Annotated in this window: 10 protein-coding genes; 5 read left to right on the top strand and 5 right to left on the bottom strand. The window is 60.7% G+C overall.

All coding sequences use genetic code 11. The annotated features are described in order from the left end of the window. The first annotated feature begins 18 nt into the window (after window positions 1–18). Window positions 19–1,014: an aldo/keto reductase gene (locus KHO31_RS10265; protein WP_201086590.1), complete on the top strand. Its 996-nt coding sequence runs from the start codon at window positions 19–21 to the stop codon at window positions 1,012–1,014. A 153-nt stretch (window positions 1,015–1,167) separates the two neighbouring features. Here the strand turns inward: KHO31_RS10265 and KHO31_RS10260 are convergent, their stop codons facing one another. The 5 genes from KHO31_RS10260 to KHO31_RS10240 form a co-directional block, all read right to left on the bottom strand. Continuing rightward, window positions 1,168–1,968 carry an ROK family protein gene (locus KHO31_RS10260; protein ID WP_201081418.1) on the bottom strand — a complete coding sequence of 267 codons (801 nt, stop codon included), beginning with the start codon at window positions 1,966–1,968 and terminating at the stop codon, window positions 1,168–1,170. Window positions 1,969–2,003: 35 nt separating this feature from the next. After that, on the bottom strand, window positions 2,004–3,605 hold the full coding sequence (zwf, locus tag KHO31_RS10255; protein WP_201081416.1) for a glucose-6-phosphate dehydrogenase: 1,602 nt from the start codon (window positions 3,603–3,605) through the stop codon (window positions 2,004–2,006). 276 nt (window positions 3,606–3,881) lie between these two features. Continuing rightward, window positions 3,882–6,698 (bottom strand): MGH1-like glycoside hydrolase domain-containing protein, encoded by a 2,817-nt coding sequence (locus tag KHO31_RS10250; protein ID WP_201081414.1) that lies wholly within the window; start codon window positions 6,696–6,698, stop codon window positions 3,882–3,884. Between the two features lie 51 nt (window positions 6,699–6,749). After that, window positions 6,750–8,747 carry an amylo-alpha-1,6-glucosidase gene (locus KHO31_RS10245; RefSeq protein ID WP_201086589.1) on the bottom strand — a complete coding sequence of 666 codons (1,998 nt, stop codon included), beginning with the start codon at window positions 8,745–8,747 and terminating at the stop codon, window positions 6,750–6,752. Window positions 8,748–8,901: 154 nt separating this feature from the next. Continuing rightward, window positions 8,902–9,183 carry a hypothetical protein gene (locus tag KHO31_RS10240; RefSeq protein WP_201081411.1) on the bottom strand — a complete coding sequence of 94 codons (282 nt, stop codon included), beginning with the start codon at window positions 9,181–9,183 and terminating at the stop codon, window positions 8,902–8,904. A 144-nt stretch (window positions 9,184–9,327) separates the two neighbouring features. On the opposite strand from KHO31_RS10240, the gene KHO31_RS10235 reads away from it, so the two are divergent. From KHO31_RS10235 to KHO31_RS10220, 4 genes are all read left to right on the top strand, one after another. Then, entirely contained in the window at window positions 9,328–11,481 is a 2,154-nt protein-coding gene (locus KHO31_RS10235; RefSeq protein ID WP_201086588.1) for a phosphocholine-specific phospholipase C, read from the top strand. 415 nt (window positions 11,482–11,896) lie between these two features. Next, window positions 11,897–12,292: a hypothetical protein gene (locus KHO31_RS10230; protein ID WP_211623231.1), complete on the top strand. Its 396-nt coding sequence runs from the start codon at window positions 11,897–11,899 to the stop codon at window positions 12,290–12,292. 78 nt (window positions 12,293–12,370) lie between these two features. Beyond that, window positions 12,371–12,637 (top strand): cupin domain-containing protein, encoded by a 267-nt coding sequence (locus tag KHO31_RS10225; RefSeq protein WP_211623229.1) that lies wholly within the window; start codon window positions 12,371–12,373, stop codon window positions 12,635–12,637. A 502-nt stretch (window positions 12,638–13,139) separates the two neighbouring features. After that, window positions 13,140–13,584: DUF6531 domain-containing protein (locus tag KHO31_RS10220; RefSeq protein ID WP_236071157.1), on the top strand; the 445-nt coding region annotated here is incomplete at its 3' end.

Below are 13,584 nucleotides of genomic sequence, written 5' to 3'. Positions count from 1 at the left end.
CCTGCTTCGGAGTTGACCATGCAATACCGCAAATTCGGCCGCACCGGCCTGACCGTTTCGCGCCTGTGTCTTGGCACGATGACCTTTGGTCTGCAGACTGAAGAAGATGTCTCGCATCGAATCCTCGACACGGCGGCGGACGCCGGTGTGAACTTCATCGATACCGCCGACGTCTATCCGCTCGGTGGCGACGAGAGCATTGCCGGGCGCACGGAGGAAATCGTCGGACGGTGGCTGAAGGGCAAACGCGACCGCTACATTCTGGCGACGAAGGCGGTCGGCAAGATGGGGCCGTCAGCGTGGGATCAAGGCGCGTCGCGCAAACATCTGCTGGACGCGATCGATGCATCGCTGCGGCGGCTCGGCACGGATTACGTGGACCTGTATCAGCTCCATTCCGACGATGCGAATACGCCGCTCGATGAGACGCTCGAAGCCCTGGATGTCATCGTGCGTTCGGGAAAGGCACGGTATATCGGCGTGTCGAATTTCCTGGCGTATCGGCTGGCGCGGGCGCTGGGTCGCGCTGATGTGTTGCGCGTGTCGCGGTTTGTATCGGTTCAGCCCCGGTATAACCTGTTGTTCCGGCAGATCGAGAGGGAGTTGTTACGTCTGGCGGCAGAAGAGCAATTGGCCGTGATGCCCTATAACCCGCTGGCGGGTGGCTTGCTGACGGGTAAGCATCGGGCGGATGCAGCGCCCACGTCCGGGCGATTTACCGAAACCGTCGGCAAAGCGGGGGCAATGTACCAGGAGCGGTACTGGCATCAGCGCGAGTTCGAAACGATCGAGAAGTTGAAAGCGATTGCTGCGCTGACGGGCGAGTCTTTGACTCGGGTTTCTCTTGCGTGGGTGTTGGCTAATCCGCTGATTACCTCGGCAATTATCGGCGCCAGTCGCGCTGAACAGCTGAGCGATACGCTGGCTGCTACGGAGCTTGTGCTCGATCCACAAGTCAAAGCGCAGCTCGATGAGGTTAGCCTGGAATATCGCTGGGGTGATGCGGCCAGGTAGTGCGTTGCCTTTGACGGCGGCGTCGGTTGCCCGGCCGCCGCAAAGGCTAAACAATCATCGCCAGAAAACGCGTGCCGCCGCTCTAGATGGCAAACGTATCGCCCGGGCGCTTTATTCCGCCGACGCAACATAACTCGCTCGACGACGCGCGCCTCACTTGAACCGGCCCGTCCTCTCATTGGCCTCCGGCAACTGCCGCGTCTCGCGCAGCGACTTCGGATGCCACAAACGTGCACCGCCTTCGATCCCCGCATCGTTCGATACTGTCGCCACGTTCGCGGGCAACTTGAACGTCAGCCGTGCCGCATTGCCACCGCCAATCCACAGCTTGTCGTAGTTCACCAGCGCATCGAGAATGCCGATTACCTTCTGGACCCGGCGATTCCAGCGCTTATTCCCCGCCTTCTCGCGCGCCGCGTCGCCGATGTACTCGTCGTAAGCCACACCCTTCTTACTGACCGGATGATGCGCAAGCTCGAGGTGAGGCATCAACTCGCCGTCACGGAACAGCGCCGTGCCCGCACCCGTGCCGAGCGTCAGCACAAATTCGAGCCCATGACCTTCGATCGCGGCAAAACCCTGCATCTCGGCGTCGTTGATCATGCGCACCGGCAGACCGCCGAGGCGCTGCGCCAGCGAATCCGCCAACGGAATGTCGTGCCAGCCTTCAACGCCAAAGTGCGGCGCCGTCAATATGCGGTTGTTACGCACTACGCCAGGAAAACCGATTGACATCAGCGTGGGCGGCTCTGTTTTGACGAGCGGTTCGACCAGCTTCGCCAATGCGTCCACCAGTTGATCCGGCGTGCATGGATGCGGCGTCGCCACGCGCAAACGCTCGGTTTTCATCTGTCCGTCCGCATCGATGATCGCGGCTTTCAAGCCAGTGCCACCGACATCGATGGCCAGAATCCGTTCGGTACTGCTTTTCACTTTCGTCTTACGTGTGGCCACGGTGTCCCCCGATTGTGTTGGCGCATCTCATGGAGTTACTTCTTTTCAACTGCATCCTGCTTCAAAGGCCGCCATGCATGGCCGTCGCGTGCGAGTAGCGCATCCGCTTCCGCAGGTCCCTCGCTGCCGGCCGGATAACCGTGCACCGGCATCGCGCCGCCGGTCTTCGGGTGGAGTACATCGTCTACCGCGCACCAGCTCGTTTCGATGCTGTCGGCGCGCTGGAACAGTGTCTCGTCGCCGAGCATGCAGTCGTACAGCAAGGTCTCGTAGCCGACATTGGCCCGTTCGGCGAAGAAGTCCGAGTAGTCGAAAGACGACTGGACCGCGCCCACCTGCATCACCGGCCCCGGCGTTTTCACATTGAAATCGAAACTCGTGCCGTGCGCGGGATCGATGCGCAAGGTCAGCACATTCGGCGTCAGGGCGTCGACCGGCGTGTCGCGGAACAGACGGAACGGCACCGGCTTCAGTTGGACCGATATCTCCGTGCGGCGCGCGGCAAGCCGCTTACCGGTCCGCAGATAGAAGGGCACGCCCGCCCAGCGCCAGTTCTCGACGTACACGCGCGCCGCGGCGTAGGTTTCCGTCGTGCTGTCCGGTGCGACGTCCGGTTCCTCACGATAGCCGATGCCCGCGGGCCCCTTTTCGTATTGACCGAAGACGACGTCGTCGGCGGTCAGCGGCTGGATTGCGTCGGAGATTTCAGCCTTCTTGTCGCGCACGGCTTCGGCATCGAACGAATTGGGCGGCTCCATCGCGACCATGCCGAGCAACTGGAACAGATGGTTCGGAAGCATGTCGCGGAACGCACCGGTCTGCTCGTAAAACTTGCCGCGCCCTTCAACGCCGATCGTCTCGGCTGCGGTGATCTGCACGCTGTCGATATATTCGCGCCGCCAGATCGGCTCGAACAAGGCATTCGCGAAACGCACCGCGAGAATGCTCTGTACGGTGTCCTTACCGAGAAAGTGATCGATGCGATACACCTGCGATTCGTTCGCGTACGACAGAATGTGCGCGTTCAGATCGCGCGCCGAGGCGAGATCGGTACCGAACGGCTTCTCGATCACGATACGGCGGAAGCCGCCCGAGTCGCCCTCGCCTTCTTTCAGCAAGCCCGCTTTACCGAGATGCTCGACGATCGGTTTGAAAAAGCGCGAGCTGACCGCGAGGTAAAAAATCACGTTGCTGCCCGGCGATTGATCGAGCTTTTGCTTGAGCTTCGTGAACGTGTCGTCGGTTTCGAACTCGCCGGCCATGTATTCGAGCCGTTGCGCGACCCAGTCCCATGCTTTGTCGTCGAGCTTGCCGGCGTGGAAGGTGCTCGCTTTGTCGGCGGCGAATTGTTGCAGCGACATGTGCAGATCTTCGCGCCATTCGCTCGTCTCGCGCGCTCCGTGATTCACGCCGATGATCTTCATGCCATTGTCGAGCAGGCCGTCCACCGAGAGGTTGTACAGCGCGGGCATCAGCAGCCGCTTGGTCAGGTCGCCGCCCGCACCGAAGATCACCAGCGTGCAAGGCGGCGCGGGCCGCTTGCCGGCCGGCGACGACGGCGCTTCATGCGGACCCGCGCTGACTTTGCAACTGGGTTCGTGACTGGCCGGGGTTGGGGTGTTCGGAGTAGTCGACATGGGATTCACTTAAGGAAGCCAATGGAACGGACGTGGCGGTACATGAAAGACCACGCTTGGACCCGCACAGTTCAAAAACAACGACTCAACCTGCCTGGCGCGCACGCTGTATGGCTTATGTAACCTCGCGCGCGGCCGGGTCGCTACTTGCTACTTGCTACTTGCTACTTGCTACTTGCTACTTGCTACTTGTCACTTGCCACTTGTCACTTGCCACTTGCCACTTGCCACTTGCCACTTGCCACTCGCTACTTGCTACTTGCTACTTGCTACTTGCTACGTGGTCACCGTGGTCGCCAACGCAGGTGCAGGTTCGGGCGCTGACTCGGGTGGACATGCGGGGGCGGGTGCCATAGCCGACGTTGGCGACGTTGGAATCGGCGCCCGGTCCGGCTCGCCTGCCAGCGGCACATTACCGGACGCGGCCATCGCCCTCGGTTGCAGGAGCAACGCCACCAACCCGGTCCAGCCCGTTTGATGCGAAGCGCCCACACCACGCCCGTTGTCGCCATGGAAATACTCATGGAACAGCACGAGATCGCGTGAACGCGGATCGGCCTGCAAGAGTGGATACGCACCCATCACCGGACGTTCACCGTTTTTGTCCTTCAGGAACAAGGTGGTCGCCCGGCGTGCCAGTTCGTCGCCGATTTCGCTGAGTGAGAACTTCTGCCCCGAGCCGGTCGGATACTCGACGCGGAAATTGTCACCGTAGTACCGATGAAATTCGTACAACGATTCAATCAGCAGATAGTTCACCGGCATCCACACGGGCCCGCGCCAGTTCGAATTGCCGCCGAACACGCGTGTGTCGGATTCGGCCGGCAGATACTTGACCGTGACGCTGGTGCCGTTGTGGTTGAACTCGAACGGATGATCGCGGTGAAATCGCGACAGCGCCCGCACGCCGTGATCGGAGAGGAATTCGCTTTCGTCGAGTGCACGCCGCAGCAGCGCTTTCATCCGATGCCCGCGCAACAGAGAGAGCAGCAACGCATTGCCCTTGCCCGGTTCGTTCCAGCGTGAAACCAGCTTCGCGAGATCGGGGCGATGTTCGAGGAACCAGACGAGCCGCTCGCGCAACCCCGGCAAGTGACCATGCAAACGTTCTTCGAGCACGTGCACGGCAAAAAGCGGAATCAGGCCGACGATCGAGCGCAGGCGCATCGGAATATTGCTGCCGTCGGGCAGGCGCAGTTTGTCGTAGAAGAATTCGTCTTCGCTGTCCCATAGACCGGTATCGCAACCATCGTCGCAACTTACGGCCTCGGCGATATACAGGAAGTGCTCGAAAAACTTCACGCCGATATCGACGAACACGTAGTTCGCATAGGCAAGTTCGAGCGCGATACGCATCAGATCGAGCGCGTACGCCGCCATCCAGGCGGTGCCGTCCGCCTGATCGATATGACCGCCTGTCGGCAGCGGTGACGAGCGATCAAAGATGCCGACGTTGTCCAAGCCGAGAAAGCCACCCTGAAAAACGTTGCGGCCCTCCGCATCCTTGCGGTTCACCCACCACGTGAAATTCAGCAGAAGCTTGTGAAATACGAGTTCCAGAAAATCGCGATCCGCCGTGCCGGTCAGCGCCCGGTCGATCTCATAGACGCGCCACGCGGCCCAGGCATGCACCGGCGGATTCGCATCGCCTAGCGCCCATTCATAGGCGGGCAGTTGGCCGTTCGGGTGCTGAAAGCGGTCCTTCACCAGCAGCAGCAGTTGACGCTTGGCAAACGCCGGATCGATCAACGCGAACGCGGCCGCATGAAACGCCAGGTCCCATGACGCGTACCACGGGTACTCCCACTTGTCGGGCATCGACACAATGTCTGCGTTGCACAGATGTCGCCACTCCGCATTGCGGCCGCGCTTGCGGGACTCAGGCGGCTTGGGTTGCAGTGGATCGCCTTCGAGCCATCGATGCACGTCGTACTGGTAGTACTGCTTGGACCACAACATGCCGGCGAGCGCCTGACGCTGCACGAGGCGCGCATCGGGATCGTCGAGTTCGTGTTGCAGCGCGCCATAGAATTCGTCGGCCTCGGCAATGCGGTGAGCGAATACCGCATCCGCATCGAGCTGCACAGCATCGGGACCCGACGCCGGACGCCAGCGCATGTACACCACGGCGCGGCCATGCGGGCCGAGTTCAATCGACGCGTGCGCGCCTGCCTTCGTGCCTGCGTCTCGGCGTACCGCCTGTTCGTCGCCGTGGACGAGGTAGTCGTTGAAGCCGTCCTTGAACGGCCCGGTACCCTCCACATTGAACAGGCGCTTGACGTTGGTGTCGTTCTCGCAGAACAGCCACGCCATCTGCGGGGCGTCCTTCGACCACGCCGTCACGACGATCGGCTCATGGCCATGCTGCTTGCCGACCACATGGGCTTCACCGTTGTGGTCTTTGCCAGCCACGAGCGATGGCTTGTCCTTGTTCTCCTTCCACGACCACGAGTTGCGCGCCCAGATCTGCGGCAGCACATCGAGCGAAGCCGCCTCATCCGCGCGATTCTCGATCGTCACGCGCATCAGGATGTCGTCGGGCGCATGTTTCGCGTATTCGACCTGCACGTCGAAGTAACGCAAATCGTCGAACACGCCGGTGTCGAGGATCTCGTATTCCGGCATGTCGCCGCCGCGCCGCGCGTTTTCCTGAACCAGGTCGTCGTAGGGAAAGGCGGCATGCGGGTACTTGTAGAGCATCCGCATGTACGAATGCGTCGGTGTGCCGTCGACGTAGAAGTACAGCTCCTTCACGTCCTCGCCGTGATTGCCCTGCGCATTGGTGAGGCCGAACAGGCGTTCCTTCAGGATCGGATCTTTGCGGTTCCACAGGGCCAGCGAGACGCACCAGCTGAGTTTGTCGTCGCCGAAACCGGCGATGCCGTCTTCGCCCCACCGGTAGGCGCGGCTGCGCGCGTGGTCGTGCGGAAAGTGGTCCCAGGCGGTGCCGTCCGGGCTGTAATCCTCGCGCACCGTGCCCCACTGACGCTCACTGAGATACGGTCCCCAGCGCTGCCAATGGGCGCAGTCAGCCGAGTGCAGGCGGGTACCTTCGATCGTGTCGAGCAGATTGGCAGCGCGCAGCGGTGGCATGACGATGTCCTTGCGTCGGGCCTGGCGGTGGGACTCACATCGTAGCGCGGTTTACGCTGCAATGGGCTTCAACCGGACAAGCAGGTTTTCGATGCGCAGCAACTCCCCCAGCGACCACGCCTGAAACGGCGTGCCAGCGGGCGTGTGCGGCGCATCGCCGTCGGCGATTTCGGAGAGATGGTCGAGGCCGGCGTGATCGAGATGCGCGTACAGCGGGTCGAGAAAGCGCGCTTTGGCTTGTGCACGGGCGTCCGGCTCGGCGCCGTGAACCCGCAGCCATGCTTCGACGAATGGGCCTAGCAGCCATGGCCAGACCGTCCCTTGATGATAGGCGCCATCGCGCGCCATCGGAGGGCCGCCGTAGCGCCCGCGGTAGGCAGGATCGGACGGGGCAAGTGTTCTGAGGCCAAGCGGCGTGAGTAACTGCGCTTCGACCTGATCGACGACCGCGCGCGCCGCCGCGCCTTCGAGTAACGGAAACGGCAGACCGCCTACGGCAAAGATCTGGTTCGGGCGGATCGAACGATCTACCGCACCTTTTACGAAATCCACGTCAACGTTATCGACAAGCGCTTGCGTCGACGGGTTGATAAAGCGTTCATGAAACGCTTGCAACGCTCGTTCAGCAGGCTGCTGCCACTGCGGATTCCACGTTGCTGCAATGCGCAATGCGTTGATCCAGAGCGCTTGCACTTCCACGGGTTTGCCGATGCGTGGCGTGACCACCCAGTCGCCGACCTTCGCATCCATCCACGTGAGTTGTACGCCGGGGACGCCGGCACTCAGGAGGCCATCGTCCGAGGAGGCTTTGATGTTGAAGCGCGTGCCGTTTGTATAGCCCGTGAGGATGGTTTCGGCTGCCTGCTGCAGACGCGTTCGGGTGTCGGCTTTCGCGTGGTTCGTCGCCAGATAGTCGTGGACGGCGATGACGAACCATAAGGATGCATCGACGGAGTTGTATTCCGGAGTGTCTCCATAGTCGGGAAAGCGATTCGGCAGCATGCCTTCGGACAACGTGCCCGACCATTCGAGCAGAATCGCTTCGGCTTCGGCGAGACGGCCCGCTGAGATCAACAAACCGCGCATGGCAATGAACGTATCGCGGCCCCAATCGGTGAACCATGGAAAACCGGCGAGGATCGTGCGGCCTTCGTTACGCGCGACGACGTAGGCATCGGCGGAACGCTGGAGGCGTGAGCCGAGCGTGCTGCGGCGCTGCTGTTCGATGCGTGCGAGTTCGGTTGCGTGGGCGGCGACTGGTTTTGTGCTTGCCGGCCCCGCTGCCGGCGCTGAGGATGCTGAGGACGCAATCGACGCGCTGAGGATCATCACCGCTTCACCATCGGTGAGATTGAAGCTGAACACGCCGGGCGTGGCGAGGTCTTCACTGAAATCGAGGCCACGCTCGCGCTCGCGAACGTAACAGAAGTTTCGATACCAATCAGGCGCGTGCGTGTAGACGCCGTTGGTCGCCACATTGACGATCGGCAGGTCACCATAGGGTTGCCAACTCACGCACGCCTGGTCGCCGCTTGTCTGCGCGTTGAAGTTGAACGCGGGGTTTTCGTGGTGCAGTGCATGGTAGTCGCGCCCGGAGAGCAAGGGCCTGACTTTCAGGCTGAACGCGCCCGCGCCAGATGCTGCCTCTGCACCTTCAAGCCGCCAACGCAACACCGTTTCGCGCGTCGCCTTGCTCACGAACAGCTCTGCGGTCAGCACGCTCTGAGAATCGAGTTGGAAGCGCCACGTCGGCCATGGCTCGGTATTGAACTCAAGGAGACTCGTTGTCAGGTCGGGATAGATCACATCCGGCACGTACCGCTGCATGCTCAATGGATAGCGCTGACCGTCCGCTTCGAGCCAGGCTTCCACACCATTGACGAGTACCACGCGCCCGCCAGGCGGGCGCGTGGCGGTCAGCAGCAACGCATGATAGCGGCGCGTGCGCAGCGTGCCGACGGTTCCCGATGCGAAACCGCCGAAGCCATCTGCTTCGAGCCATTCGTCTTCGAGACGCGAGATGTCGAAAGGTCTTTCGATGCGTGTCATTGACTTACCAAAGTATGCAAAGCGCAAATCGTTCGGTGTACCTAAGCTTCAGCGTATGGCGCTAACGTGACCATTCTCCTGCTTGCTGCTTTCCACCACCTTTCGGATAACTGACGCTTGATAAGAGTTTTATCCACTCGCAAACGTTTCACAATTATTTCTTGAAAGGATTGGAGACTGCATCCGCCATCACGACGCTGGATGCAGACATGAGAAGAAACTCACTTTTGGCTACCGCCGTTTTTGTTGCGCTCGCAACTTTCGCGTTGAATGGCTGCGGCGCGGATGACTCAGCGCCGGCGTCTTCGTCGGTAAATACTGCCAACAACAATGCCGTGCAAGCCGCCCCCATGGCTCCTGCCGCGGCAATGCTTAACGCATCGGTACCACTCGCAGCCAACCCTGCCGCGGCATCCGACGCGATCACACAAAGCATGCAAGCCAGCCTCGCCGCCGACAGCCAGCAAGTCGCGCCCGTGATGCATTACGCACCGGGCGACAACGCCAACAGCAACTGACCTGATTCCACCGGCGCGCACGAGTCGCGCTATTCTTCCTTACCCGCAGAAGGTGATATTCGATGACATCAAATAGCCGTCGCCGTTTCCTGCAGACCGTGGCTTCGTCCGCCGGTGCTGCTGCCGCGCTAACCGCGCTGCCCGAGTCGATTCGCAACGCACTTGCCGTGCCCGCGTTTTCGCGCACCGGCACGATCCGCGATGTCGAGCACATCGTCGTATTCATGCAGGAGAACCGCTCGTTCGACCACTACTTCGGCCATCTGCGCGGCGTACGTGGCTACAACGACCGCTTCCCGATTCCGCTGCCGGGTGGCCAGCAACCCGTGTGGTACCAGCCGTCGAAAGAAAACGCGGCGCAACCTGTGCTGCCGTTCCATCTGAACACGCAGACGACCAGCGCGCAATGCATCGGCGATCTCGACCATTCCTGGTACCCGACGCACTATGCGATCAACAACGGCGCGTACAACCAGTGGCCCCAGTACAAGACCGACATGACGATGGGCTACTACTTGCGTAGCGACATTCCGTTCCACTACGCACTGGCCGACGCCTTCACGGTTTGCGACGCTTACTTCTGTTCGCTGCCGGGGCCGACGCACCCGAACCGTTCGTATCTGATGACCGGCATGGTCGATCCGACCGGCACGATGGGGGGCCCGCTGCTCGACAACAGCGACTACGTCGACGGCGACGGACCGCCGAGTTATCAATTGCTCTCGTGGACCACGTACCCGGAACGTCTGCAAGCCGCGGGCATCACGTGGCAGATCTACCAGCAAGGTCTTACAGGCGCGGACCCGTTGAACGGCAACTACGGCACCAATGTGCTGCAGAACTTCGCGAACTTCATCAACGCGCAGCCGGGTTCAGCGTTGTACGAGCGCGCGCAGACGGTGCGCACAATCGCGGACCTGAAGAACGACGTGCTCGCGGGTAATCTGCCGCAGGTGTCGTGGTTGTGCCCGCCGGCTGCGTACTCCGAACACCCGAGCTATACGCCCGCCTACGGTGCAGAATACACGTCGCAGATTCTCGATGCGTTGACGTCGAATCCCGAAGTGTGGAGCAAGACCGTGCTGTTCATCATGTACGACGAGAACGACGGCTTCTTCGATCACCTCGTGCCGCCGCAACCGGCGACGACGCCGGCACAAGGCCAGTCGACCGTCAGCACCGACGGCGAGATTCACAACGTGGTCAATCCGGCGCGTGGCGGCACGTACACGGCAGACGGCTTACCGTATGGCCTCGGCCCGCGCGTACCGATGACGATCGTGTCGCCGTGGAGCAAGGGCGGTTTTGTGTGCTCGCAGGTGTTCGACCATACGTCGGTGATTCGCTTCATTGAAACGCGCTTTGGCGTGGTTGAGCCGAATATCACGGCCTGGCGCCGTGCGGTGTGCGGCGATCTGACGACGGCGTTTGACTTCCGCACGCCGGACGCCACCGTGCCGCCGCTCCCGGATACGAGCAACTATCAGCAGATCGCCAACGAGTGTACGTCGCAGCCGAAACCCACCGTGCCTGCGACGCCAGTCGCGTTCGATCCGCAGGAATCGGGTATCCGTTTTGCCCGCGCGTTGCCGTATGAGTTGCATGTGAATGGGCGCGCGGATGTGAAGAAGAACACATTCGAAATCGTGCTTGCCAACACCGGCAATCAAGGCGCGCATTTCTACGTGTACTCGACGAATCGCACGGATGGTCCGTGGCGTTATACGATCGAGGCAGGCAAGTCGCTCAACGAGACCTTCGATCTGACGACGACGAACGGTGTGTATACGTTCGAGGTGTTTGGGCCGAACGGCTTCGTGCGTAAGTTTGCCGGCAATACGCAGACAGCGACGGCGCCAACTTCGCAGGCAGCGGGTTGGCACGGCCACAATAAGCCCGCAGAGGCGGAAATCAAGGTGCAGTACGACGTTGCGAACGGGAACGTGTTCATCAAGTTCAGCAATAAGGGCGGTGGCGTTGCGCGCTTGACGGTGACGGACAACGCGTATGGTGCGCGGACACGTCCGGTGCTGGTGCCGGCCGAGGCGCATATCGAAGAGGCGTGGGTGCTGGCATCGAGCCATCACTGGTATGACTTGACGGTGACGAGCAACGATGACGCCAGCTTCTCGCGTCGTGTGGCTGGGCACGTTGAGAACGGCCGGCCGAGTATTAGTGATCCGGCGGCTGTGGCGCCGGTGTTGGTGGTGAATTAAGGGCGGGTGAAGGGGGATGGGCTTCGGTTGGGCGGCTGCTTTGTTGGGGTGCTTGATCGAAGCTCAGAGGTGCGATGTCGTTGCGCTGGGGGAAGGTTTTGGACTGTCTTAGGCCGATTGGCCAAAGTTAGATAGTTAGCTTAACAAAATGAATTTTAAGAGAAGGGCGCACTTATAATTTGGCGGTCGTCAAAACAATGATGACCGGGTTTGAGAGCCCGCATGTTTTGACCGCATGACCTGCTGTGCAGGTTCGTGCGTCTGCCTCAACGCGTCCGCAATGGGCGGGTGGTGGCGAGGGGGCCACAAGGCTCGCCGGCTTGGCAAAACACCGGTCTCTCAACCTCGCTACGTGCCCGCCCACCCGTTTGCAGCGAGTGTCGGGCGATTTCGAGAATTAACCGGAAATCGCGCCATGAGCAAACCCGCTGAAGCTACTTACATGTACCCTCGCCTATCCGTAAAGCCCGCTGAGTACAAGCGTCTTGCGGCTGAGGTGGTGGAGGCCACCCGCATTTACGTCGAGCGGCTCTCGTCGCTGGCCATGCTAGCCAGGACGCTGCGCAAAGGTATTGCAATGAACCATTGCGACCGTCGCGATCAGATGATGCTTGCGGAGCTGTTGGAGCGGACGGCACAACAGTACGAAACCGCGGCGAACATCGAGCGGGGGAAGATGACGGTTGTGATGGACGACGCGGAGGAAGCGGAATCGAACGCTGAGCGCCGCAGGAAAGGGATGGGTGAATCGGCAGCGCCGCGCGCGAGAGCCCGAAGGAAGGTCGAAACGCATGCGACGGCATCGGCATAGTACGCGGTTGCGCTCTGCACGAACTGCCGGATAGCGTTAGAGTAAGTCTCCGCAACTGCTTGCCGACGGAGGGGCACTATGGACCGCGAAGCATTCACTGAAAGCCTGACGAAAGACGGATTCCCTGAGGCGGTTGTTGTGACGCGGGAGGCGAACGTCGAGATGGATGTGCATGAACATTCATTCGAAGCGAAGGCGTTGATTCTGGAAGGCGAATTGCATATACGCGTGGATGACACCGAGCAAGAATATAAAGTCGGCGACGTCTTCCACTTGCCGGTAAACAAACCGCATTCGGAGCGTTATGGTCCGAATGGCGTGACATATCTTGTGGGAAGGAAGTAGGAGCGCGTGCAGCGATCACTTAGTACGAAGCTGGAGCGCCGCGTCACCTGGAAGAGAATGACGCCCGGCCGCAGATCTCGAATGACCTTCCAAGGTCCGCCTGACGGCGGGCCATTTTTTTGTCCGCGTGTTACGACGCTCGCGATTCGTCCGCGTCCGTCCTGAGTTCACGAAGTTCAATGCGTGCCTAACTTAAAGGTTGCGCGCGCGTCAATCTGCAAATCGTCAATGGTGTCGCGGTCAACGATGACGCGTACCGGATATTCCCTTTCGTTGTAGCTCGTACATGTCATGGTTTTCACCTCCGCTGGATGTTCCGCACAGCGGGCTTTGTTGGCGCGCAGATTAGCGGCGGCCCTGCCTTGAAGCTGCCAATTTCAGCCGGCCTGTAAAGATGTGTCGCGCTACGGCGCTTTTCAGAATTCTCCCATTTTGACGTCGCACTCCCCGATGCAGTGTCGCCTTATTACGTTTTTAACGGCGCATTACAAAAGGGAGAGAGATGAGAGCAAACAAACCGCCTTACGGGCCAGCGGGAAATCTGGCCCGTCTGCTGGTCGCATTCATGCTGCTACTGGTCGCCTTCAGTGCGAATGCGGATTACCAGAATGACTGCACCACACGCTACGCAAAATCAGGCGCCATCCAGGGCAGCAAGTTCTGCGCTATCGACGCGGCGAGTAATTCGCCGGGTGGACCAGGCGGCTATGCATGTCTGAACGACCTCGATCTCATCAACAAGTGGTGCGCGGGCGAAACCGATCCACAACCCGAAAAATCCTGTCCGGTTGCCGACCCTGTTTATCCGGGCAGCGGCGCCGTTACGCTCGACAGCACGGATTTCGTCAGCGGCGACGACATGCCGATGGTGTTCTCCCGCACCTATCGTTCAGTGTCGCCCGGCACTTCCGGCAATGCGATGGGACCGGTCTGGTTCCATAACTGGC

The sequence above is a fragment of the Paraburkholderia domus genome (assembly GCF_905220705.1).
In the GTDB taxonomy this organism is placed as follows: Bacteria; Pseudomonadota; Gammaproteobacteria; order Burkholderiales; family Burkholderiaceae; genus Paraburkholderia; species Paraburkholderia domus.
Note: the sequence above shows the minus strand (reverse complement) of the source record. Positions and strands in the feature narration are given on the sequence as shown.